Source organism: Saccharopolyspora sp. NPDC045839 (assembly GCF_056431645.1).
This window is the reverse complement of record NZ_JBWKKH010000003.1, coordinates 200,969-223,908: the sequence shown is the minus strand read 5'-3', so window position 1 is coordinate 223,908 and position 22,940 is coordinate 200,969. Positions and strand designations below refer to the sequence as shown.

The window sequence follows — 22,940 nt, the reverse complement described above, 5'->3', positions numbered from 1 at the left end:
CCGCGATATCGCCGAGCGCCTCGAGATCACCTGCGGCGCGGAGATCTCCCACGAGACGACGCCCGGTCAGCCCTGCTGGAGGAGGTCGGCGAACGTCCGGGCCGCGGTGGAGAAGCGCTGTGGTCGGTAGAGAACGCCGATCCGTCGCTGGACGGCGGGACGCAACGTGACGATCTCGGCGCCAAGTGAACGTGCGAGCGTGGCTCGGTCGGTGGCCAGCCCGCATCCGAGCCCGGCCAGCACCAGGTAGACCACCATGTCCCGGAAATCGGTGTGCGCGATCGTGAGCGAATCGAGCTCCGGGTGCAACGCCCGAACGCGACGGGCCGCTGCGGAGTTGGCCCAGTAGGGGCCGACCACGAGACCGTGCTCGAGAAACTCGCCGAGCGGCATCACGCCGGACGGCGGGACGGCCGTCCCGGGCGGCAGCATCCCGACGTACTCATCCATCCCGAGGTCGAGGACCGACAGGCGCTCGGGCTGGTAGGTCAGCTCGGTGACCGCGAGATCCGCGGCGCCGGACTCCACTGCGAGATCCAGGTAGTGCGGGACCGGGCGCTCGGGCGCGGTGATCCGGAGCGCCACACCGGGGTGCTCGGTGCGGAAGCGGAGGGCGGCCCTGGCCACGACCCGCTCCGCCAGGCTGGGCAGCGTCATCACGGTAAGGACGCCCCGCTCCAGAGTCTCGACGGCGCCGACCTCGCGCGGGATCGCGTCGAGGAACTGCAGCGCTCGTCGAGCCATCTGCACCGCGATCTGGCCCTGCTGGGTGAGCCGGGGCGGCCGGCTCATCGGCTCGAGGAGGGTCGCGCCGAGGCGGCGCTCCAGGGAGTGCAGCGATCTCGAGATGGTGGCTGGGGCGACCCCCAGTCTGCGTGCGGCGGCGGCTACCCCTTGTGCCTCGACGACGGCGAGGAGGTGCTCGAGCTGGCGGGGCGAGATCCGTTCCGCGAGCCGGGTGGACGGGTTCATCTCAGGACTCCGGGCCAGGCCCGGCCGTGACGCAGAGCCGTGACCAACGTGCGTGCGGGCTCCTGGAGCGCACCGTCGCCATGCACCACGTGGAACTGCTGTCGCAAGCGCGGGGTCAGTGCCCGGATCTCCAGGCCGAGCTTGCTCGCCCCCAGCCGGGCCTGCCGCTCTGGCAGCACCGTCGCGCCGGCGCGTGCCGCCACGAGCAACATGATCGTCTCCCGGTGCTCGATCTCGACCATGACCGACCGGTCGACCGTGAGCGGGTCGGTCACCTCCTGCAGGGCGGTCCTGAAGGTGTCCCCAGGTGGGCCGAGCACCAGGTCCATGTTCAGCAGGTCGGTCACCGGCAGCGGTCCCGGAGACAGATCGGATCCCGGAGGCAGGACGGCCACGTACTCGACCTGGCCGGCCGGTGCGCTGCGGTGCGCCGGCCGGTCGGTGGGGGCGTCGAAGGTCAGCAGTACGTCGACCTCTCCGGCGGCCAACGGGTCTTCGCCGGAGGTCGCCTGGGGATCGGAGATCACCACCTCCAGCGAGGGGTGTGCGCGACGTGTGGTGCCCAACGCCGGCGCGAGGATGTCGCTGGCAACGGCGGCCGGGCAGGCGATCCGGAGCAGATGCCGGCCGCTCTCACTCGCGGCCCGCACCCGGCTGGTGGTGGCCGCCAGCTCGGCGACCACATCACGTGCCGGACGCACGAGCTCATGACCGGCGGGGGTGAGGCGGGCGCCGGCCCGCGTGCGCATGAAGAGGGGGCCGCGGAACTCGGCCTCGAGCGCACTGATCGCCTGGGAGACGGCGGACTGGCTCACCCCGAGCGCGAGCGCGGCCTCGGAGAAGGACCCGTGCTCGACCACCGCCAGGAAGTAGTCCAGCCCGCGAACACGCACGCCATGAGCATAAACATCTCTTATGTGAAATGGCATCCCTGTGACGTTGCCCGGCATGACGCCTGTCGCCAAGACTTGCGAACGCAGTGGCCGTGCCTGGCCAGCTTCGGAGAACGCGGGATCCGTGGACAGCGCGATATCACTGGCCGCCCGCATGACAGCCGTCATCACAACAGGAAGGGGTTGGGGTGTTCGATCTCGAGAACCATCCGACCAGCCGATCGCTCGGCTCGCGGTATCCGATCTTCGGCTTGAGCCACAACCTCGACGTCGTCGCAGCCATCAGCAACGCGGGGGGAATCGGCATCTGGGCGGCCGCCAGGCTCCTGCCCGAGGAGATCGTCGAGCAGAGCCGGATGCTGCGCGAGCGTGTGGGAGACAAGCCCTTCGGGATCAACCTCATGCTGCCGACGAAGGTTCCGCCGGTGCAGGACCGGGTGGCCGTGGAGAGGGGGATTCCGGAGGAGCACAAGGCTTTCGTGGCCGGGCTGTACGCGAAGTACGGCGTACCGGACGATGGTCTGATCGGTGAGCGCAACCGGATCGTGCGGTCCGATGAGCTGTTCGACGACCAGATCGAGGCGGCCTTGCGGTCCTCGGCGAACCTGTTCGCCATGGCCGTGGGGTCGCGGCCGTCGGTGCCGGATCGGGCCCGCGCCGCTGGGATGCTGGTCGTGGCGATCGTGGGCGCACCCCGTCACGTCCCGTCGGCGCTGGGGCTGGAGCCGGACTTCATCGTGGCCCAGGGGTACGACGCGGGTGGCCACACGGGGCAGGTGGGAACGTTCACGCTGGTCCCCAAGATCGTCGAGATGGCCGGCGACGTACCCGTGCTGGCCGCGGGTGGCATCGGCACCGGTTCGCAGATCGCGGCGAGTCTCGCGATGGGCGCCGCGGGGGCCTGGCTCGGGACCGTGTGGCTCGGCACGAGCGAGGAGCATCTCCCGGAGGCGCTGCTGGGCAAGGTGCTCCGGGCCGGATGCGAAGACACCGTGATCACGCGCTGTTCCAGTGGAAAGCCGATGCGGCAGGTGAAGACCGCCTGGGCGCAGGAGTGGGCGGGTGAAGACGCGCCGGTGCCGCTGCCCATGCCCTGGCAGGATCTCCTGGTCGGATCCCTCGAGGGCGCCGCCAAGCGGCACGGCATCGAGCCGTTGCTCTACACCCCGGCCGGCCAGAGCGTGGAGTGGGTGCGAGAGGTGACGCCCGTGGCCGAGGTCATGAACCGGCTGGTCTCGGAGACGAACAAGGCCGCCGCGGTTCTGGCGAGCGCCACGCAGTAGGCGGAGGACTGACGAGGACGACGTCGTCAGCTACGCCCGCCGACCCGGTTCGCCCGAGAGCGCCGAACCAGCTGCACGGCGGTGCGCGCCTCCGCAACGACAGAACCGGAACCGCCTGCGCCGGCCCCACCGGGCCGGTTCAGGTCATCGCAGAGCGGATCATGAGTGCAACGGGTCGGTAGCAAGGCATTGCAGGTTCTCGGGGGAGAGGGCATCGTCGACCGTCACATCGTCTCGATCCTGTATCGCGACGCTCGTCCTCCAGGCCATTCACCGGAGCGATGGTCGACCCGCTACCGGTCGGCTGGGTCGACGGCACCCTCACCACCGGCTGATCCCTCACCGGCGGACGTCTGCTTGAGGAGTTCGTCCAGGCGCTTCAGGACGCGGAGCTGCGCGGGGTTGTACAACTCCGCCAGGGCGTGCGCCACCGCGCTCGTCGCCAGCTCGGCTCCCCGCGGGGAGTTCGCCAACGGGTCCACCATCCTCGGATGCTGTTCCTGGTTCTTGCGGATGACCGGCACCATCCGCTCGGCGAGCCGATCGACGGTGGCATCGTCGGCATCCGCAGGCAGCTGCTCGAACTCGTCGTCGGTGTCGTCCGGCGTGCCCACCATCTCGCGGAACTCCGCCAAGTCCTCCTCGCTGAAGATCGTCGAGTACACCGTCAGGAGGGAGCGCTGGGTGTCGGAGAACTCCCGGGCGAGGGGGCGAAGCCGGGCGGCACCTCGGGCGGTGCGCGATGACGCAGGACCACCGCCAGTTCTTCGCGGATGCGGGTCAGCCGTTCGATCGTGGCCGCGAGCTCGGCATCCAGCACGCGGATCGCCTCGTCCGGCTCCTCGTCGGCGCGCTCCATCGCGGCGATCTGCGACAGCGTGACCCCGAGGTCGCTCAACCTCCGGATCTGCACTAGCCGCACCAGGTGCGACACCCCGTACCGCTTGTAGCCGTTCGACGCGCGTTCGGGCTCATCGAGCAAACCGATCTCGTGATAGTGGCGCACCGCCTTCACCGTCGTGTTCGCGAGATCGGCGAGCTGCCGAGTGCTCCACGCCATTCCCCGCCCCTCCTTCGTCGTCGCGGGGCACCGCCCCGACGGCATGATCAAGCGAGTTGCCGCGGCCGGGTCGAGCCTGCCGCAAGGCTGCCACTCTCACCATCGAGTTGCGAACGGCGGTCACACCGCCTGTGCGACCGAGCCCGAGGTCATCCTCGGAGCAGCGGCGGGATCAGGTAGATGATCTCGAACGCCTCGTAGAGCGCGCCGATGACGAACAGCACCAGCGCGGGCAGGCTCAGCCAACCGAACCGCTGCAACCCACGGACGTACCCCTGCCGACGACTGCGAGCACCGACGATCGCGGGGCGGAGCCATGACCTCCCCAGCAGATAGGCACCGAGCATGAGCAGGGTGTACGCCTGGAACTCGATGAGGGCGGTCAGGGAGTGCGGGATCATGATCTTCGCCGCGGTCTCGTCGACCGGAGCGAGGGTCACCCCGGTGTTGAACGCCCAATACGCGTAGACGGCGATGCCGCCGAAGGGCACGACCATCGAGGGGAGCAGGATCTTCAGCACCCCGACCGTGAGCGTGTTGACCGCGAGGATGGTCAAGCTGAACAGCCATGCGTTCCCGAGCAGTGATCCGACCAGGCCCGCCGTCCCGTCCGCCTGCAAGGAAGAGACCTGCGCGGCGGTCAGGCCGGGGAAGATCAGCCCCGCCCCCATGCCGATCAGGGCCGCTCCGTACACGATCGCGTTCATGGCGAGGTAGGCGCCAAGGTTGCCGCGAATAAGCTGGAAAGGCCTGCGCAGGAACGGCTTCAGCCTGGCGCGGCGGTCGCGGTGCGTGGTGTCGATCAGCTCGGTCCGGGACCCGTGATCCGGTGCGGTGGTCATCGAACGCTCCTCAACAGCAGGGAGTGCGGAGGCGCGGCGCGCCCCGGCTTCACCACCACTCAAGACCGTGCCCCAAGGGCACGGTCAAGTCGCGCCTCATGGGGCTCGCTCGTCCGGGAATGTGAGGGCCAACTCGGAGTGAACGGCCGGAGGACCAGCAGCCCCTGTCCGCCGCGACGACGCGAACCTGGGCGACTACCTGCGCACGGACGGGCTGGTGGTCGTCTATTCCGGTCCGGATTGGACTCTTGAAGAGGTGTCGACGCGACAACAAGTGTCGTTGCAGTACTACGGCTGGGGCGAGTAGGGGTTGGGGGTCAGCGAGCGGGCCAGGGGTGGGCGTCCCGCAGCAGCCCGAGCATCCCGGAGACGAGCCGCATCTGCTCGACCGTCCGGATGTCCGCCTCCAGCAGCCGCGGGCTGCACACCAGCACCGCCACCGACTGCGCTCGCGACAGTGCCACGTTCAACCGGTTGCGGGACAACAGGAAATCCAGTCCGCGGGGCAGGTCGATCGCCGACGAGGACGTCATCGTCGTCACCACCACCGGGGCTTCCTGGCCTTGGAACCGGTCCACCGTGCCGACGCGCACGTCGCCGAAACCGGCGTCGGCCAGCGCGTGCGTGACCGTCCGCGCCTGCAGGTTGTACGGCGCCACCACGAGGAAGTCCGCGTCCGTCAGCGGACGGCCCTGCCACGTGCGCCCGTGCAGGTCCGCGATCACCGACACGACCTGCGCCGCTTCCTCGATCGACCGCGTGGTGTTCCCGCGGTGCTCCACCGACGCGAGGTACAGCCCGGAGGCGAAGCCGTCGACCGAACGGTCCGCGGACGGGTGCGAGTGCAGCAAACCCGCGTACGACAACCGGGAAACCGGCGCGCACACGGCAGGATGCATGCGCCGTGTCTGATCCAGGAAGTAGCCCAGCTCGGGCGGCATGATGTCCGCGTCACCGATCAGGTGCCCCAACGCCGACGCCTCCGCGCCCGCCGGGTGCGTGCCCTGCACTACCTGCGGCAGCTGCTGCGGATCGCCCAGCAGCACCACGTTCTTCGCGCACATCGACACGGCCAGCGCGTCCGCGAGCGCGAACTGCCCGGCCTCGTCGATCACCAGTACGTCGAACGGTTCCTCGCGCACGGCGGCGTTCGCGAATGTCCACGCGGTGCCGCCGACGAGGTGCCCGTCGTTGTGCTCGTCGCGCCACTTGGCGAGCGCGTTGTTCGTCTTCGGCTGTTCCCACGGCAGCGCGGGATCCGGCGTCCGGCGCGGCCGCTTCGCGCACGCCATCGACGGCGCGTTGCCGAGTGCGGCGGACAGCACGTTCTCCACGGCCTTGTGGCTGTTGGACGTCACGCCGACCGTCCGCCCGGACCGCACGAGGTGCGCGATCAGCTTGCCCGCCAAGTACGTCTTCCCCGCCCCGGGCGGGCCCTGCACCGCGAGCACCGACCCGTCGAGCGCGTCGACCGCCTCGATCACGGTGGCCACCGAGTCCTCGCCGGGTGCGGGCAGCGCACCGCCGCGCAACCGCGGGATCCGGCGCAGCAGGTCCACGCCCGGATGCGCGGGCAGCTCCGGGAGCGTTTCCCCGACCAGCCGGGCCAGGTCGGCCACGGCCTCGTCCTTCGGCGCGGGCCGCACCGGGCCGCCCGGCAGGACCGCGACCGGTCGCTCGTTCGACGTGCTGTCCGGTGCGCTGCTCTCCTCCAGCGTCAGCTCGACCGCCGACGCGGCCACGACTTTCGCGTCCCGCGCATCGGCGCCGTACCGCAGCCGCACGCCGTCCCCGACCGCGAACGGATGCGGCCGGTCCGGGTCGCACGCCACTGTGAGCGTGCGCTTGGCCGTGCGCAGCCGTCCCGACGGCGGCACCCATTCCCCCGCGGACACCGACACCGGCACAGCACAGGTCGTGTCCACCTCGAGGTCGCCGACCGGTGCGGCGAGCTGCCGGAAGAACTCCCACCACGCCGGGTTCGTCTCGCGCCGGTGGTAACCGACGGAGGCGGCGAGCAGTGCGCGAGCGTGGTCGTCCGGGGTGAAGTCGGCGGGATCATCGGGCAGGCCGTCGAGCAGCGGGTCGACCAGCGCCGCCAGCGCGGCCGCGCGTTCGGCCCGGCGCAGCGCGGCCTCTTCCTCCTCCGTCCGCCGCAGCAGAGCGTCCACTTCGGACTCCGGCGCCGGGGTCGCGAGCTCGATGCCCGCTTCCTCGCGGACGCGGTGCAGGAATTCCAGCAGCCGCAACGTGGACACGCAGTCGTACTCGTTGTAGTCGGCGATGCCGCGCAGCACCTCGTCGGCCTCTTCGACGTCGCCGGCCTTGGCGAGCGTCAGGTAGTCCTCGTACGCCTCGATGCTCGACACGGCCGTCTTCACGTCGCCGTCGCGGGATTCCGGCATGTACAACGGTTCGAGGTACTTGATCGAGTACGACCGCTGGCCCACGCGCAAAGCCTTGCGCACCACCGCATACAGGTCGACCATCCGGCCGCTGCGCAGCAGTTCGTCCACGGCTTCCTCGCGCGTTCCGTGCACCGCGGCGAGCCGCTTGACGGCCGTGACCTCGTACGGCGCGTAGTGGAAGATGTGCGCGTCCGGATCGTCGGTCAGCCTGGCGGTGGCGAAGTCGACGAACTCCTCGAAGGCACGCTTCTCCTGGGGACGCGTATGCGCCCAGAACGGCGTGAAGCGCGCGTCGGGCGTGACGGCGCCGAACAGGTACTCCAGCCCGGTGCCGGCGAGCGCATACGGGTCGCCTTCCATGTCGAAGAAGATGTCGCCCGGGCTCGGTGGTGGCAGCTCGGCCAGCGCCGACGGGTCGATGATCTCGTACGCCAATTCCCCGGTTTCGTCCTGCCGCACCTGGATCGCGGCCTGCGCGCGCAAGGTCGCGAACGTGCCCGCCGACATGTCACGCGGCCGGTCCGCCGGCTCGGCGGTGGCGAGCGCGTCGATCGTGCCGAGCCCGGCCGTCACGAGCTTGCGCCGCTGTTCGCCACGCATGCCCGCGACCAGCGACAGGTCCCGGTCCGTCTCGCGCGCGGACGAGCAGTGGTCGGCGAAGCCGCAGCCGGTGCAGGCGGGGCGTTCGTCGGCCCACGTGCGTTCCGGCAGCCGTGGCGGCCGCGTGACGAGCCGGTCACGGAGGCGATCGAGCAGCGGCAGGAAGTCGTCGACGCGCAGGCTGCGCGTGGTGCCGTCACCGAGCAGCAGGTGCATCTCCGGCCCGGTCGGCCAACCGGCGCGGCGCAACGCGTCGGCGTACGCGGTGAGCTGCACGACTGCGGATGGCTTCGCGTGCCGCGCGAGCTTCGTGTCGTAGACCTCGTAGCGGCCTTGGTCGTCGCGGAGCAGGAAATCGGCGCGGCCGGAGAACTCGCCGTCGTGGAAGACGGCCTGGTAGATCACCGGCGCGCTCGCCCGCAGCGCTTCCTCGGTGGCCTTAGCGGCGGCGACCTGGTCGCCTTCGTCGATTTCGATCACGGTCTTGCGCTCGCCACGCAGGCGTTCGAGCGTGGCTGCCTCGTGCGCGTGGCCGTGCTTGACGGCCAGCCGGTCGGGCCCGGAGCTCGGGCGCGGCGCGCCGGGCAGTCCCGCCGCCAACGCTTGCTTGAGGATGCTGCGGTGTTCGCATTCGAGCAGGTCGGCGAGGTCGGACGGAGTATGCATCGCCTGGCAGTCTGGCATGCGCGCCCGTCCGGGTCGGCGCCGTGGGTGCCGACACGCCGTGGCTCGCGGCTGCGGTGGGAACGGCGCCACGTCCGGGTTCCAGGTGACGTAGATCTCGCCGAGGTGACGCGGGGCGCGGGGCGCGGGCTGGCCGCGCCCCGCATCGGGGCTTCAGCGTTGGAAGAAGCGGCGGTACTGGTCGGCTATCGCATCCGCTTCTGCCGCTGTGTTCAGGAACATCAGCGAGTCCATCCGGCAGTTGCAGGGGTTTCGCTCCGCAGTGTTCTGCGGGAAGCTGCCGCCGATCTTGATTCCTCGCGGGTTCGTCCTCGTCGTTCCCGACCCGTCGAGCTGCCACGGATCGCCCGGGACCGTGTAGAAGCCGGGGAGCGGTTCGCCGTTGCGGTAGAGGGCGATTTCGCCCGTCGTGTAGTCGAACGTCGCCGCCAGGTGCACCCATTCGCCGGGCGGGAGCAGCTCGCGCCAGTCCTGCTGGGCGGCGAACGTCTGGGAGCTGCCGCCGTCGATGCGGCGACCCAGCCCCACCAGTCGCAGTTCACCGTCGACCTGGATCAGCTCCAGCAGCGCCCGGACGTCGTGGCCGTCGGAGTTGCCGCTGAGGATCCCGGCGAGACCGACGGCGTTGTACCGGTCGCCCGGGTCCGGTGTGTTCGGGTTGGGGCTGGGGTTCTCGCCGGTCGTCTTGAACCAGCCCATCACGGTCGCGCCCTCGGTGCCGTTGAACGCGCTGAGCGACGAGACCCCGTTGCCGTCCCAGACACCGGCTTTCCAGTCGTCGTTGCCGGCCACATCGGGGTTGACCTGCTGCGTTCGGAGGGCGTTGTTGCTGCCGGCGAACGCGCCGTCGGCCACCCGCGTGTCCTCGCCGCCGCCCAGCAGGCTCAGCAGGGTGCGGGACGCGCCGCGGTCGAGCTCGCGGGAATCGTCGGCGGCGAAGGGGCGCTCGAAGTCGTAGTGGGCGACCAGGTTCCGCCGCACCTGCTCGGTGACCTCCGAGCCGGGGGCCGCGCGGGTTCCGGCCACCTTCCAGATCTTGCCGTTGGCCTTGGCGAGCAGGTACAGGTTGCGCTGCGAGTCCGTGCCGAAGCGCAGGTCCACCCGGCCGTCCCCGGCGAAGTCCGTCATCCGCATCTGCTTGCCCGCGGTGTCGAACAGCTGCAACTCGTGCAGGGGCGCGCGTTCCGCGCCGCGCTTCATCCGGTTGACGTCGGTGTAGAAAACGCGTCCGTCCACCAGGTCACCGAAGACGTACTTGCCCCGCAGCAGCGGGAATTGCGCTCCCCGGTACACCTGACCGCCGGAGATCGCGTGGCCGCTGTCGGAGTTGCACGGCCAGCCCTGCGGCGGATCGTGGTCGTAGGCGGCGACCGGGTAGACGTAGCCGTACTTCTCGTCGTCCGCCGGCAGCGGGTACAGGTAGCACTGGTTCTCCGGGCGGAAGGTGAAGTCGCCTTCGCGCTCGCTCCACCCGAAGTTGTCCCCGGCGCGGACCTCGTACACCGCCTCGATCGCGTGCTGGCCGATGTGGCCGAGGTACATCGCGTGCCGACCCTCGGGATCCCAGCTGAACCGGTGCGGGTCGCGCATGCCGACTGCGTAGATCTCGCCCAGCGCGCCGGGTGTGCCGGCGAACGGGTTCGACGCCGGAATGCCGTACCGGCCGTTCGGGCCATCGTTGCCCGCCGGGTCGATCCGCAGGATCTTGCCCGCCGGGGTGCTCATGTCCTGCGGCACGTCGGAGTCCAGACCGATGCCGCCGTCACCGACTCCCAGGTACAGCAGGCCGTAGTCGGGGTCGCCCGGCTTGGCGGTGGGGTTGAAGTCGATCTGCTGGATCGCGTGGATCTGGGTGGTGAACCCGAAGCGGAAGATCTCCCGCTGGGAACCCGAGAACACGTCGGCGGCCGGATCGTCGGCGGTCCACTCGGTCACCACGCTCTGCACGGACGCGTTCGGCTGGTTCGGATAGGTCGGCTCCTCGGAGTCGATGGCCGCCTTGTCCTCGCTGTGCACCGTGTAGAACTTGCCGTTGCGCGCGAAGTCGGGGTGGAAGGCGACGAATCCGAAGCCGCTGCCCATCCCGCGCCCGGAGAAGAAGTGCTCGAAGCGCGCCTTGAAGTCCAGGTACACGTGCTGCCGACCGCCGTCCAGCAGGTACAGCGGGCCGTTGAGGTCGGGCACGAACATCCGGCCGGAGCCGTCGGGCACCTCTCCGATGTAGTTGATCCGGTTGTGCCGGATCAACCGCGGGTCGGTCGCCGGTGGCGTCGCCTCGGACGCGGGCAGCTGCGCGACCTCCTGGAGCACCAGGCCGAGCCGGGACTGCTGCGGCTCTTCGGGGATCGGATCGATGATCGGTTCGTCGGCGGCACCGGCCGCCGGTGGTGCTAACAGGGTCGCTGCGGCCACCACTGCGGTGATCGCGGCGCACCAAGATCTGCGCACGCGCATGGTCGGACTCCATCCCTCGCCGTTGTGGGTTGGTCGTGCACCGCAGGCCGCCGGCGGAAACCGGCGGACTGCGGGAGAAAGGCCGGAAACCGCCGTCAGGAAGCGGGCGCGCCGATGACGGTGACGTCGCGAACGCGCCCGTAGTTGTCGAACGAGCCGAAACCGACCCGGCCACCGGAGAAGGTGGTGTCGGTCGCGGTCATCAGCGGCTCGTCGGCTCCGTCCACGCACACCGCGATCTCACCCGTCGCGGCGCGGTAGTCGAGGCGGACGTCGTGCCAGTCGGTGTCGTCGATGGCGGGCGGTGCGCCGGTGGTGCCGTCCCACTGGTCGTCGATGCGGACCCGGTCGGCGTTGTCGACGACGAAGATCCCGTTGTGCGGGTAGATCGTGTTGTCCTGCGACAGGTGCGCGTAGTAGAAGCGGGTGGGGGACTGGTAGTTCAAGATCAGCACGACATCGCGATCGTTGCGGGTCACCGGTTCGTCGATGCGGACCTCGCCGGTCAGGCTCAGCGAGCCGAATTCTGGTCCTTTTCGGACGATTGCGTACTCGAACGGGCGGCGCGGGCCCTCCGGCGGCACCCCGCGACCGGTCATGACCACCTGGCCGCCGGTGAACTCCCACTTCTCGGGCGTCAGCGGGGCCCAGTGCCGGTTCGCGGCGGCGGGCCGGACCACCACGATCCCCTGGGCGGCGGACGCGGTCGGGACGGCCGTCGCGCTCAGGCCGGCGACCAAACCGGTGAGCAATGTTCTTCGTCTCATGTGGACTTCCTCCTGGCGGCTAGAGGTGCGGCTCCACGAACTCGACGTATCGGCGGGTCAGGGTGGCGACGACGTCGGAGCCGGGGGCGGCCCAGACGTCGGCGTTGAAGATCTCGACCTCGACGTCCCCGCCGTACCCGGCGGCGGAGACGGCGCGCGTGAGCGCGGCGAAGTCGATGTGGCCGTCGCCCACCATCCCGCGGCTGAGCAGCGTGTCCGCGGGCAGCGGGGTGATCCAGTCGCAGATCTGGTAGCTGACGATCCGCTGCCCGGCGCGCGCGATCTGCTCCAGCACGCCCGGCTCCCACCACACGTGGAACGTGTCGACCACGACTCCGACCACGTCCGGCGGGTGCTGCTCGGCGATGTCCAAGGCCTGGGCGAGGGTCGAGATGACCCCGCGATCGGCGGCGAAGATCGGGTGCATCGGCTCGATGCCGAGCCGCACCCCGCGTTCGCGGGCGTGCGGGACCAGTGCGGCGACGGCATCGGCCACGCGCTGCCGAGCACCGGTGAGATCGCGGTCGCCCGGGGGCAGCCCGCCGGGCACGAGCACCAGCGCGTCGCAGCCGAGAGCCGCCGCCTCGTCGAGGGCGGTGATGTTGTCGCCGATCGGATCGCCGGAGGTGAAGAAGCCGCTGCGGCACAGCGAGGAAACTCTCAGCCCGGCATCGCGGATCATCCGCGCGGCGACCTCCAGCCCGACCTCCGCGACCGGTTCGCGCCAGACCCCGAGGGAGCCGAGCCCGGCGGCCGCGCAGCCCTCCACCGCCTCGCGCAGCGACCAGTCGGCGGTGGTGCGCTGGTTCAGCGAAAGCCGGGCCAGCCGCCGGTCACCGGGCTGCGGAGTCGGTACCCGGGCCGGTGCGTTCATCGGCACGTCGTGCGTGCTCATGACACGGCTCCCGAGGCTTCGAGCCACAACCGCATCCGGTGTGCGGCGAACTCCGGATCGACCAGCAACCGCGCGTCGTTGGCCAGCGCGAAGATCCGCGCCAGGTGCACGGTGCTGCGCGCGGACTGCAACCCGCCGAGCATCGTGAAGCCCGGCTGGTGGCCGTTGAGCCAGCTCAGGAAGGCGATCCCGGTCTTGTAGTAGAAGGTCGGTGCGCTGAACACGTGCCGCGACAGCGGGAGCGTCGCGGCCATTTCCGCGTCGTAGGTCGAGAGGTCGCCGTCGTCGAGCGCGGCCAGCGCCGCCGATGCGGCCGGTGCGATCGCGGCGAATGCGCCGAGCAGCGCGTCCGAGTGGTGTTGCGAGTCGCCGCGGATCAGCTCCGGGTAGTTGAAGTCGTCACCGGTGTAGAGCCGCACGCCGGCCGGCAGCGCGGCGCGCAGGCCACGTTCGTGCTCGGCCGACAGCAGGGACACCTTCACGCCGTCGACCTTCGCGGCGTGGTCGCGGACGAGGTCGAGGAAGGCTTCGGTGGCGGTGGGCAGGTCGGTCGATCCCCAGTAGCCGGCCAGGTGCGGGTCGAAGACCTCGCCGAGCCAGTGCAGGATCACCGGCTCGGCGACCTGCCGCAGCACCGCGTCGTACACCCGCCGGTAGTCGTCGGCGGTGCGGGCGATGGCGGCCAGCTGGCGGGAGGCCATCACGATCACCTGCGAGCCGGTCGACTCCACGAAGCCGGCCTGCTCCTCGTAGGCGGCGACGACCTCGTCGAGGGTGGTGGCCCCGGCTCGGTGGTCGGTGCCCGCCCCGGAGGCGATCCGGGCGTCGAAGGAGCGGGCCTGTTCGGCGCTGCGGCGGACGAGTTCCTGCACCGCGGGCCAGTCCAGGCCCATGTTGCGCTGCGCGGTGTCCATCGCCTCGGCCACCCCGAGCCCGTAGCGGAACAGCTCCCGGCGGAAGGCCAATGTGGACTCCCAGTCCACCGCGGCGGGCGCCCCCGGGGTGTTGTCGCCGAGCGGATCGGCGACCACGTGCGCGGCGGCGAACGCGACCCGCGATCCGTAGGGCTGCGGATGTTCCTTCCACCGCCTGGGTTCGCGCAGCACGACCTGCGCCCAGGTGCCCTGGCCGGTGGGCAGTTCGATCGTGCTCATGCCGCGCCGCCGGTGGGCAGCTCGATGCGGCGGCCTTCGGCCGACGAGGTGAGCCCGGCGTGGGCGAGCCGGAGGCCGCGCACCCCGGCTGCCAGGTCGTAGGGGTGCGGCCTGCCGTGGTGCACGTCCAGCAGGAACCGCTCCCACTGCGCGCGGAAACCGTTGTGGAACTCCGCGTTGTCGGGGATTTCGTCCCACTGGTCGCGGAAGTCCTCGGTGGTGGGCAGGTCCGGGTTCCACGACGGCCGCGGGGTGCGCACCCGCGGCTGGATGCGGCAGCCGAACAGGCCCGCGACCGCCGAGCCGTGCGTGCCGTCGACCTGGAACTCCAGCAGTTCCTTGCGTTCCACCCGCACCGCCCACGACGAGTTGATCTGCGCGATGATCCCGCCGTCGAGCTCGAAGATCGCGTACGCCGCGTCGTCGGCGGTGGCGTCGTAGCGCTGCCCGTCCTCGTCCCAGCGCTGCGGGATGTGCGTGACGGCCTTCGCGGTGACCGCGCGGACCCGGCCGAAGATGTTCTCCAGCACGTAGTTCCAGTGGCAGAACATGTCCAGCACCACGCCGCCGCCGTCCTCGGCCCGGTAGTTCCAGCTCGGCCGCTGCGCGGGCAGCAGGTCGCCCTCGAAGACCCAGTAGCCGAACTCCCCGCGCACCGAGAGGATCCGGCCGAAGAAGCCCGCGTCCACCAGCCGTTTGAGCTTCTGCAGTCCTGGCAGGAAGATCTTGTCGTGCACGACGCCGTTGACGACCCCGGCGTCTTCGGCCGCCGTCACCAGTTCCTCGCCTTCGGCCACGGTCTCGGCCACCGGCTTCTCGGTGTAGACGTGCTTACCGGCGGCCACGGCCTTCAGCACGGCCTTGCGGCGCTCGCTGGTGACCTGGGTGTCGAAGTAGATCTCCGCGGCGTCCTCGGCCAGCAGCGCGTCGAGATCGGTGCTCCACTCGGCGATGTCGTGGTCAGCGGCGATGCGGGCCAGCTTCTCGGCGTTGCGGCCGACGAGGACCGGCTCGACCTGGATGCGGCTGCCGTCGGCGAGCGGCACGCCGCCGTCGTCGCGGATCGCCAGCACCGAACGCAGCAGGTGCTGGCGGTAGCCCATCCGTCCGGTGACGCCGTTCATCAGGATGCGGTAGGTGCGGTCGCTCATGAAAGCGGGCTCCCTGTCTTCAACGTCTTCGAGGATGCGGTGCTGGAGCGTCGGTTGCCGAGGTAGAGCTCGCCGAGCTGCGGGTCGGCGAGCAGGTCGGATGCCGGGCCGGAGATGTGCACCCGGCCGAGGTCGAGGACGCAGCCCAGGTCGGCGATCTCCAATGCGCGGCGGGCGTTCTGCTCCACCAGCAGCACCGCCGTCCCGGCGTCGCGCATCCGCGCCACCTGGGTGAACACGGTCTCGGTCGCCTTGGGGTCCAGGCCCATCGACGGCTCGTCGAGCAGCACGACCTTCGGGCTGACCATCAGCGACCGGGCGAACTCGACCTGCTTCTGCTGTCCGCCGGAAAGCGCCCCGGCCAGCGCGTCCCACCGCTCGGCCACGACCGGGAACAGCTCCTTGACGAAGGCCACGCGGTCGGCGATCTCGGACCTGTCCCGCAGCGTGTACGCGCCGAGCAGCACGTTCTCCGCGACCGTCATCTCCTTGAACACGCTGTGCCCCTGGAGCACGTGGGACAGACCGGCTTCGAGCATCTGCTGCGGGCGGCGGCTCGTGACGTCCTTCCCGCACACCAGAATCCGGCCGGATCGCGGCGCGAGCATGCCGCTGGCGACCTTGAGCACCGTGGACTTCCCGGCACCGTTCGGCCCCACGAGGCAGACCACGCTGGCCGGCGGCACCCGCACCGTCAGCCCGCGCAGCACCAGCGCCGCGCGCCCGTAGCCGGCCTCGACGTCGACGAGTTCGAGCAGGTGCTCGCTCGAACCCCGCTGCTCAGATCCCAAGGTAGGCCTCCAGGACTCGCGGGTCGTTGCGGACCTCGTCGGGCGTGCCCGCGGCGATCGGCCGCCCGCGGTCGAAGACGACCACGTGGTCGGACAGGCTCATCACCAGGTCCATGTTGTGCTCCACGATCAGGAAGGTCCGGCCCTCGGCGTTGAGCGCGCGCACCAGCTCCCCGATCCGCTCGATCAGCGCCGGGTTCACCCCGCCCGCGGGCTCGTCGAGCAGGACCGTCTCGGGATCGGCCATCAGCACCCCGGCGAGTTCGAGCAGCTTCTGCTGGCCGTAGGACAGGTCGCGGGCCTGCACGTCGGCCAGGTGCTCGATGCCGACGCGGGTGAGCAGTCCGCGGGCCCGGTCCAGGTCGGCGCGCTGGCGTGCGGAGACCAGCCGGCCGAGCAGGGTCCGGGAGCGGACCGGGACCAGCAGGTTCTCCAGCGCCGTCATCCGGGGGAAGATCCGGCACAGCTGGAAGCTGCGGCCGATGCCCGCGCGGGCGATCCGGTGCGGCGGTCGGCCGGTGATGTCCCGGCCGCGGTAGCCGACGGTGCCGGCATCGGGCTTGATCATCCCGGTGACGCAGTTGAAGAACGTGGTCTTGCCCGATCCGTTGGGGCCGATCAGCGCGTTGACCTTGCCGTGCCGGAAGGCGACAGTGGCCTCGTCGACGGCGAGCACGCCGCCGAAGGACTTGGTCAGTCCGGTGGTTTCCAGTCCCGCGCTCACAGCCGCGCCTCCTCGACGGTCCCGGCCCGGCGCTGCTCGGCGAGCTCCGCCTGGCTGACTTCCCGGATGGACGCCGTTCGCGGGCGGAACCGGTGCAGCAGGTCGCGCAGCGCCGGGATGATCCCGTCCGGCATGAACAGCACCACCGCGGCGAGCAGCACGCCCAGCGCGACCAGGTGCAGCTGGGTGTCGCCGTACTGGGCCTTGAAGTACTCCACGGCGTAGCCGACGATCACCGCGCCGAGCACCGGCCCGAACAGGCTCCGCACGCCGCCGAGCAGGCTCATCAGCACCAGGTAGGAACCGGTCAGCACGGAGAACTGGAAGATCGGGTCCAGGAACCCGAACCACAGCGCGTAGAGCCCGCCGCCCAGCGCGGTGAAGAACGCCGAGACCACGAACGCGACGAGCTTGTAGGTGAAGGTCGGCACCCCGAGCGCTTCGGCCTTGTCCTCGTCCTCCCGGATCGCCTTCAGCCCGGAACCGAACCGGGAGCGGTCGATCGCCCACCAGCACAGCAGGGCGACGGCCAGCAGCGCGGCGTGCAGGTAGAAGAACCGCTCGTGCTGCTCGGGGCGGAGCACGTCCGGACCGAACGGGCGCGGCACGCGCAAACCGTTGGAGCCGCCGGTGAAATCTCCCCAGCTCTGGAAGATCAGCAGCGTGATCAGCACCAGCGCGATGGAGACGATGACGAACGACGCACCGCGCACCCGAAGGCTGGCGATGCCGATCGGCACCGCGAGCACCGCGACGACCACGCCGCCGAGGACCAGTGCGAGCCACGGGTTCAGGTCCGCGCGCACGACCAGCAGTGCGGTGGCGTAGCCGCCGAGCCCGGAGTAGGCCGCGTGGCCCAGCGAGATGTAGCCGGTGAATCCGCCCACGAAGTTCCACGACGTGGCCAGCACGGCATAGCTCGTGATCACCACGCCGACCGACAGGATGAACGGATCCGGTGCCAGCGCGGGGAAAGCGACCACCAGCGCGGCCAGCGCGAGCAGTCCGACGAGCTTCGCGGCGCGGGCGGGATCAGAAACGCTGCGCAAGGCGGCCTCCGAAGAATCCCTGGGGGTGCAGCAGCAAGGTGGCGAACAGCGCGACGTAGAAAACCGTTTGCGCCCAGGTCGTTCCGAGCGGGAGCTGGAGCAGGCTCTGACCGAGCCCCAGCACCATGGCGGCGATCGCCGCGCCCGGGATGCTGCCCAGCCCGCCCACCACGATGATCGCCATCAGCGGTCCGATCCAGTGCCAGTGCAGCGACGGGTAGATCGTGGAGTCCAGGGCCAGCGCGGTGCCGCCGATCGCCGCGGTGGCCAGGCCCATCCCGAACCCGTAGCCGGCGATCCGGCCGGTGTTGATGCCGACCAGCTGCGCGGCCTCCCGGTGCTGGATCGTGGCGCGCAGCGCCTGGCCGAACCGGGTCTTCTTCAGCAGCACGTAGAGCCCGGCCAGCGACACCGCGGCGAGGCCGAAGGCGATCAGCTTCACGACCGGGATGCTGGCGCCGAAGAACTGGATGTCCGCACCGGCGTAGGGCAGCTGGATGCGCCGGTGGGTGCCGCTGAAGACGAGCCCGAGCGCGCCCTCGATCACCAGCGCGATGGCGAACGTCAGCAGCACCGACATCATGGTCAGCGTCGCCGGGCGCAGCCGCGCGATCAGCAGCCGCTGCATGAGCACACCGACCGCGAAGAACAGCGGGACGGTCACCAGCAGCGACAGCAGCGGGTCCAAACCGGTCTGGAGGTTGAAGAACCAGGCCAGGTAGGCCGCCAGGATCAGGAAGGCGGAGTGTGCCAGCATCACCACGCGCATCACACCGAAGTACAGCGTCAGGCCCGCGGCGAGGAGGGCGTAGAGCCCGCCGAGCAGCACGCCGAGCACCACGCTCTGCAGCAGGAGAGATCCGGTCATTTAGAGCCTCTTCTCAGACTCGTTTTGCGTTGCGGTGCGGGTGGCGGAACCCCGGTCTCTTGTGCCTCACCACGCCGGCTTGGGGTGGACCAGGTCGGCTTCCTTGGTCTCCGCTGGCAGCACGATGCGGATCCGGCCGCCGACGTACTGCTGGATCAGGTGCGCGCCGCGCGGCTTTCCGGTGGCGTCCCAGCTGAGCTTGCCGACCACGGTGTCCACCTCGTTCCGGCGCAGCCAGTCGATGAGCCTGCGCTGGCAGTCGGGGTCCGGATCGGCGCAGCCGACGGCTTGCACGGCGGTGGCCACGACCTGCCCGGTGGTCCACGCGTTGGCCTCGTCCTCGTTGGGCGGGGCGTTGAACATCCGGGTGTAGTGCTCGACGAACTCCTTGTTGGACGGGAAGTTCGCCTCCGGCGTGTACCCGGTGGGGGAGAGGATTCCCTCGGTCTGCTCGCCGATGGCCTTGGCGAACTCCGGGTTGGTCGGTGCGGTGGAGAAGGCCGCCATCGCGGGCTGGTAGCCGAGTTGGCGCAGCGACAGGATGAGGTTGACCGCGTCCTGGTACTGCGTTCCGCCGACGAAGAGGTCCGCCCGGGAATCGGCGATCTTGGCCGCGATGGAGCCGAAATCCGTGGTGTTGGGCGGGTAGACCTCATCGACCACGGTGCGGATTCCCGCCGCTTCGAGCTTGCCCTTCAAGCCGTAGGCGGTGCCTTGCGCGAACGGGTCGTCCATGGCCGCGTACGCGGCGGTTTTCGGGCGTTGGTCGGCGGGCATCGCCAGGATCGCCGCGGCCAGGTGGTCGTAGTGGTCCTCGGCGACCGCGGGCGCGGCGTAGAAGAGGTTGTCGAAGCCCTGGTCGAACACTTCCTCGGCGGCGCCGGCCGGTTCGACGAACAGGAAGCCGTAGTCCTTGGCGACCTGCGCGGCCGGGATCACCAGACGGGTGGAGAACGGTCCGAAGACCAGGTCGGCGCCGTCCTGGTTGATCAGCTTCTCGTAGTCGGCGGCGACGCGGTCGGCGTTGGACTGGTCGTCGAGGATGGTCAGCTCGACCTTGCGGCCCAGCAACCCGCCGCGGGCGTTGACGTAGTCGGCCCACGCTTCGTAACCGCGGCGGACGCCCTTGCCGGGCTCGGAGAAGTCGCCGGTGAGGGGCAGGGAGATGCCGATCTGGATGCTGTCGTCGTTGCTTCCGGCGCCCGAGCTGAGGCAGCCGGTCAGCGCGAGGCTCGCGCTGGTCACGAGTACACCTAGTCGAAGACGTTGTGAAATTTTCATGGTCCACCCGTCGTTGGGGGCATCCGCAAGCGTTTTCGTAAGCGCTTACGGCAGAATAGGAACCAGTGGGCGAAGTGGCAAGGGCCACGGATCATGATGGTGGTCCGCGGTCCGCGGCGCGGACCGGAGCGGAAGGGGTCACGGATGCCACAGCAACGCGCGAGGCTCAGGCTCATCGACGTCGCGGAGCGGGCCGGGGTGTCGATCGCGGCGGCGTCGCGGGCATTGTCCGGGTCCGCGGGCGTCAGCGATGCCATTGCCCAGCGGGTGCGCGAGGTCGCCGCGCAGATGGGCTACGTCGCCAACGTGCACGCCCGCACGCTGGCCGGCGGCGCGAGCACGAGCGTCGGGCTGCTCGTGCACGAGATCGGCGACCCCTACTTCACCGAGATCGCCAGCGGGGTGCTGCGCGTCGGTGCGCAGCAGGGCCTGACCGTGCAGATCTGCCACACGGGGCGCGACCCGGAGAACGAGCTCGCCCAGGTCCGCACGCTGATCGCCAACCGGGTCCGGGCCATCATCATCGCCGGCTCGGGTTTCGTGGATGCGCGGAAGCAGGCGTCGGTGAAGCAGGACCTCCAGGCGTTCCAGGAAGCAGGGGGCCGCGTCGCGGTGATCGGACGCCACCACCTCGGCACCGACGCGGTGCTGCCGGACAACACCGCGGGTGGCCGGTCGATCACCGAACACGTGCTTTCCCTGGGGCATCGGCGGATCGCCTTCGTCGCCGGCCCCCGGGGCCTGACCACAGTGGCCGATCGCCTCGCGGGCGCCGCGCAGGCACTGGAAGCGGCCGGACTGTCGATTGAGGACATTCCTGTCATCGAGGAAGCGTTCACGCGCGACGGCGGCACGCTGGCCATGCGGCGCGTCCTCGACGAGCACCCCGACGTGACCGCGGTGATCGCGCTCAACGATGACATGGCGATCGGCGTCCTCGCGGCCCTGCGAGCGCGCGGAATGGCTGTGCCGAAGGACATTTCGGTGGCGGGATTCGACGACGTGGCCGTCGCGGAGCACCTGTCGCCGGCGCTGACGACGGTCCGGTTGCCAATGGCGGAAATGGGGGAGCAGGCGTTGCTCCTCGCCTTGAAGGAACCGTCGGCCCGCCCCCGTCGCCGGACCACGGCGCACTCCCTGGTGGTGCGCGAGTCCACCGCCCCGCCCCCGCGCCGCAAGCGGTGACTCCTCGCCACCACTCGGGCTGCGCAGACCGGGCGACGTCACCAGGGCACGGACACCGCGGCGATTTCGCGCGAAATCGCCCAGGGGCAGGGCGGCCGGACGCGCGTTGCGCGAGGCCGTGGTGCGCAGGCCGGGGTACTGGGTTGCCGGGGCGAGCTGTCGAGTGAGCACGTGCGACGGAAGCCGTAGCCCGCCCCGGCGGGTTCAGCGGGTCACATGAACCCGCGGTTGGTGCCCAGCATGGCCTGCCATTCGGTGGTCTCCGACGCCTGGTACTCCGCGGGCGGTGCGGTCTGGCCCCCGGCGCTGTCCTGCTCGAACGCCGTGTGGTCGGTCTCCAGGTCTTCCAGGAGGTTCTTCAGCGCACCGTCCTCGGTGACGTGTGGCATGACGAACAGGTGGCACAGCGTGGTCGTCTCGTCGATCGGGACGCTCGCCAGCGAGTACTTGCGGACGATGCGCTTGTTCGGTTGCAGGAACTGCACGCTGAGCGTTTCCGGCGTGTAGCCGGGGCGCAGGTCCCTACCGAGCCGCTTTCCGAGTTCCTTGAGCTTGTGGTAGGTCTGGCGGGCGAGCTTGACGCTCTCGGCGATGCGGTGGACCTGCGCCTCCTCGGGGTATTTGGCGAGCTGGTTCCACAGCACGATGGGTGAGAAACCGTTGCGCGAGCCGGCGAACGTAGTGTCCGGCGAGGCCACGTAGGCGGCCATCGGCGGCGGCTGGATCTCGAACTCGCGCCGCGTCATGTAGATCCCGCACGCCCACGGCGATCCGGGGTACTTGTGGCCGCTGGTGACGATGGAGCTGACCTGCTCGACGCGGAAGTCGAAGTCCGGGATGTCGACCTTCTCGTCGCCCAGCAGACCGGAGTCGTGGGCCTTCTTCAGGTACGGCAGGTAGGAGGCACCCAGTGCGCCGTCCACGTGGATCCAGAACGCGCGCCGTTGGTCCTTGATCGGCTTGCCGCCCTTGGTGTTGACGGTGAACTCCCGCTCGCCCATCGAATAGTGGTCGAATACCTCCTTCTGGAGCCGTTGGGCGATGCGTCCCACGTTGTCGTAGGCGCCTTTGAACGTGGTGCCGAGGTTGCAGACCACCAGTACCGGGTGTCCCCGCCGGGCGAAGAAGTCCACAGTGGTCACGAGCCGCTCGATGTCGATGCTGCCGTCCGCGTTGGACGGGATCTCGGCGGGCCAGCAGTCCTGGTAGCCGCAGGTCTCGTACTCGCGGAACTCGCTGTAGTACTTGTTCCCGACCTCACCGAAGGTGGGGATGGCGAGCGTGTGCGCGGCCTTGGCGACCGAGTAGTGGCTGTCCTGCGAGAAGAACGCCACCGGCTGCAATGCGTTGGCCCGCTTGGTCGGCGTGTCCAGGTAGGGCGCGCTGACCGCGGCCTGCGACATGAGCAGACCCGGGTCCTTGCCGGGCTTGGCGAGCAGGATCTTACCGGACAGGTAGTCCCGGGCGTTGAGCAGCCCGTAGACGTTGCCCTCGGAACTGCCCATGGACAGCACGTAGCCCCACGCGCTCTTCCACGCCTTCTCGCTGCTGGACGGGTCGTACGGGTGGATGCCCCACAGCTCCGCGTACCGCTTGAGCACCGCCTTCTCCAGCGGCTTGGTGTGCGTGGCGAGGTTGGAGTCGACGTAGGGATCGCCGATGTTGTTCGTGTGCACGCCGAGGAAGTGCGACAGGTCGTCCCGGATCGCGTGCAGGTCCTGGTTCACCTGGTAGCCGAGGAAGCGCTCCTGGTAGTAGTCCAGGTACTTCTTCAGCTCCCCGAGCCGGGCAATGCGCGCCTCGTCGTTGAGCCCCTTGGGGGTCAGCTCGAACGACTTGTCGTCGAGCTTGGGTGGTTTCTGCTCGGTCATTTCATCCT

At 69.9% G+C, this 22,940-nt stretch carries 19 protein-coding genes; 2 read left to right on the top strand and 17 right to left on the bottom strand.

The features are described 5' to 3' along the window. Positions 1-66: 66 nt before the first annotated feature. Positions 67-972: a LysR family transcriptional regulator gene (locus tag AC07EQ_RS06560; RefSeq protein WP_478386916.1), complete on the bottom strand. Its 906-nt coding sequence runs from the start codon at positions 970-972 to the stop codon at positions 67-69. Then, positions 969-1,865: a LysR family transcriptional regulator gene (locus tag AC07EQ_RS06555; protein ID WP_478386915.1), complete on the bottom strand. Its 897-nt coding sequence runs from the start codon at positions 1,863-1,865 to the stop codon at positions 969-971. Before AC07EQ_RS06555 ends, AC07EQ_RS06560 begins: the two co-directional genes overlap by 4 nt. A gap of 188 nt (positions 1,866-2,053) precedes the next feature. Between AC07EQ_RS06555 and AC07EQ_RS06550 the strand changes: the two genes are divergently transcribed. Next, positions 2,054-3,148 (top strand): NAD(P)H-dependent flavin oxidoreductase, encoded by a 1,095-nt coding sequence (locus tag AC07EQ_RS06550; RefSeq protein ID WP_478386914.1) that lies wholly within the window; start codon positions 2,054-2,056, stop codon positions 3,146-3,148. A 293-nt stretch (positions 3,149-3,441) separates the two neighbouring features. On the opposite strand, the gene AC07EQ_RS06545 is transcribed toward AC07EQ_RS06550, so the two are convergent. From AC07EQ_RS06545 to AC07EQ_RS06480, 14 genes are all read right to left on the bottom strand, one after another. Continuing rightward, complete coding sequence (locus AC07EQ_RS06545; RefSeq protein ID WP_478386913.1) at positions 3,442-3,813, bottom strand: hypothetical protein; 372 nt, start codon at positions 3,811-3,813, stop codon at positions 3,442-3,444. A 2-nt stretch (positions 3,814-3,815) separates the two neighbouring features. Further along, positions 3,816-4,208, bottom strand: a complete 393-nt coding sequence (locus AC07EQ_RS06540) for a helix-turn-helix domain-containing protein (RefSeq protein ID WP_478386912.1) — start codon at positions 4,206-4,208, stop codon at positions 3,816-3,818. Positions 4,209-4,357: 149 nt separating this feature from the next. Beyond that, positions 4,358-5,050, bottom strand: a complete 693-nt coding sequence (locus tag AC07EQ_RS06535; RefSeq protein ID WP_478386911.1) for a stage II sporulation protein M — start codon at positions 5,048-5,050, stop codon at positions 4,358-4,360. Between the two features lie 317 nt (positions 5,051-5,367). Further along, a complete protein-coding gene (locus tag AC07EQ_RS06530; protein ID WP_478386910.1) occupies positions 5,368-8,724 on the bottom strand; it encodes a TM0106 family RecB-like putative nuclease in 3,357 nt (1,118 codons plus the stop codon). Between the two features lie 171 nt (positions 8,725-8,895). Continuing rightward, entirely contained in the window at positions 8,896-11,196 is a 2,301-nt protein-coding gene (locus tag AC07EQ_RS06525) for a PQQ-dependent sugar dehydrogenase (protein ID WP_478386909.1), read from the bottom strand. Between the two features lie 95 nt (positions 11,197-11,291). After that, positions 11,292-11,963 carry a hypothetical protein gene (locus AC07EQ_RS06520; protein ID WP_478386908.1) on the bottom strand — a complete coding sequence of 224 codons (672 nt, stop codon included), beginning with the start codon at positions 11,961-11,963 and terminating at the stop codon, positions 11,292-11,294. Positions 11,964-11,982: 19 nt separating this feature from the next. Further along, a complete protein-coding gene (locus AC07EQ_RS06515; RefSeq protein WP_478386907.1) occupies positions 11,983-12,858 on the bottom strand; it encodes a sugar phosphate isomerase/epimerase family protein in 876 nt (291 codons plus the stop codon). Further along, positions 12,855-14,012: a dihydrodipicolinate synthase family protein gene (locus AC07EQ_RS06510; protein WP_478386906.1), complete on the bottom strand. Its 1,158-nt coding sequence runs from the start codon at positions 14,010-14,012 to the stop codon at positions 12,855-12,857. Before AC07EQ_RS06510 ends, AC07EQ_RS06515 begins: the two co-directional genes overlap by 4 nt. Next, positions 14,009-15,163, bottom strand: coding sequence for a Gfo/Idh/MocA family protein (locus AC07EQ_RS06505; RefSeq protein ID WP_478386905.1), 1,155 nt, complete (start codon positions 15,161-15,163; stop codon positions 14,009-14,011). The genes AC07EQ_RS06510 and AC07EQ_RS06505 overlap by 4 nt, the downstream gene beginning before the upstream one ends. Next, positions 15,160-15,954: an ABC transporter ATP-binding protein gene (locus tag AC07EQ_RS06500; RefSeq protein WP_478386904.1), complete on the bottom strand. Its 795-nt coding sequence runs from the start codon at positions 15,952-15,954 to the stop codon at positions 15,160-15,162. Before AC07EQ_RS06500 ends, AC07EQ_RS06505 begins: the two co-directional genes overlap by 4 nt. Beyond that, complete coding sequence (locus AC07EQ_RS06495; RefSeq protein ID WP_478386903.1) at positions 15,944-16,678, bottom strand: ABC transporter ATP-binding protein; 735 nt, start codon at positions 16,676-16,678, stop codon at positions 15,944-15,946. Before AC07EQ_RS06495 ends, AC07EQ_RS06500 begins: the two co-directional genes overlap by 11 nt. Further along, positions 16,675-17,727, bottom strand: a complete 1,053-nt coding sequence (locus AC07EQ_RS06490; RefSeq protein ID WP_478386902.1) for a branched-chain amino acid ABC transporter permease — start codon at positions 17,725-17,727, stop codon at positions 16,675-16,677. The genes AC07EQ_RS06495 and AC07EQ_RS06490 overlap by 4 nt, the downstream gene beginning before the upstream one ends. After that, complete coding sequence (locus AC07EQ_RS06485) at positions 17,711-18,595, bottom strand: branched-chain amino acid ABC transporter permease (protein WP_478386901.1); 885 nt, start codon at positions 18,593-18,595, stop codon at positions 17,711-17,713. The genes AC07EQ_RS06490 and AC07EQ_RS06485 overlap by 17 nt, the downstream gene beginning before the upstream one ends. A 66-nt stretch (positions 18,596-18,661) precedes the next feature. Then, on the bottom strand, positions 18,662-19,840 hold the full coding sequence (locus tag AC07EQ_RS06480) for an amino acid ABC transporter substrate-binding protein (RefSeq protein ID WP_478386900.1): 1,179 nt from the start codon (positions 19,838-19,840) through the stop codon (positions 18,662-18,664). A 180-nt stretch (positions 19,841-20,020) separates the two neighbouring features. Between AC07EQ_RS06480 and AC07EQ_RS06475 the strand changes: the two genes are divergently transcribed. Further along, complete coding sequence (locus AC07EQ_RS06475; RefSeq protein WP_478386899.1) at positions 20,021-21,061, top strand: LacI family DNA-binding transcriptional regulator; 1,041 nt, start codon at positions 20,021-20,023, stop codon at positions 21,059-21,061. Positions 21,062-21,273: 212 nt separating this feature from the next. On the opposite strand, the gene AC07EQ_RS06470 is transcribed toward AC07EQ_RS06475, so the two are convergent. Then, on the bottom strand, positions 21,274-22,932 hold the full coding sequence (locus AC07EQ_RS06470; RefSeq protein WP_478386898.1) for a pyridoxal-dependent decarboxylase: 1,659 nt from the start codon (positions 22,930-22,932) through the stop codon (positions 21,274-21,276). Positions 22,933-22,940 lie beyond the last annotated feature (8 nt).

Excerpts from the sequence above, each read along its gene's own strand:
- AC07EQ_RS06560 (WP_478386916.1), bottom strand. The coding sequence starts at position 972 with ATGAACCCGTCCACCCGGCTCGCGGAACGGATCTCGCCCCGCCAGCTC.
- AC07EQ_RS06540 (WP_478386912.1), bottom strand. The coding sequence starts at position 4,208 with ATGGCGTGGAGCACTCGGCAGCTCGCCGATCTCGCGAACACGACGGTG.
- AC07EQ_RS06535 (WP_478386911.1), bottom strand. The coding sequence starts at position 5,050 with ATGACCACCGCACCGGATCACGGGTCCCGGACCGAGCTGATCGACACC.
- AC07EQ_RS06530 (WP_478386910.1), bottom strand. The coding sequence starts at position 8,724 with ATGCATACTCCGTCCGACCTCGCCGACCTGCTCGAATGCGAACACCGC.
- AC07EQ_RS06525 (WP_478386909.1), bottom strand. The coding sequence starts at position 11,196 with ATGCGCGTGCGCAGATCTTGGTGCGCCGCGATCACCGCAGTGGTGGCC.
- AC07EQ_RS06520 (WP_478386908.1), bottom strand. The coding sequence starts at position 11,963 with ATGAGACGAAGAACATTGCTCACCGGTTTGGTCGCCGGCCTGAGCGCG.
- AC07EQ_RS06515 (WP_478386907.1), bottom strand. The coding sequence starts at position 12,858 with ATGAGCACGCACGACGTGCCGATGAACGCACCGGCCCGGGTACCGACT.
- AC07EQ_RS06510 (WP_478386906.1), bottom strand. The coding sequence starts at position 14,012 with ATGAGCACGATCGAACTGCCCACCGGCCAGGGCACCTGGGCGCAGGTC.
- AC07EQ_RS06505 (WP_478386905.1), bottom strand. The coding sequence starts at position 15,163 with ATGAGCGACCGCACCTACCGCATCCTGATGAACGGCGTCACCGGACGG.
- AC07EQ_RS06485 (WP_478386901.1), bottom strand. The coding sequence starts at position 18,595 with ATGACCGGATCTCTCCTGCTGCAGAGCGTGGTGCTCGGCGTGCTGCTC.
- AC07EQ_RS06475 (WP_478386899.1), top strand. The coding sequence starts at position 20,021 with ATGCCACAGCAACGCGCGAGGCTCAGGCTCATCGACGTCGCGGAGCGG.
- AC07EQ_RS06470 (WP_478386898.1), bottom strand. The coding sequence starts at position 22,932 with ATGACCGAGCAGAAACCACCCAAGCTCGACGACAAGTCGTTCGAGCTG.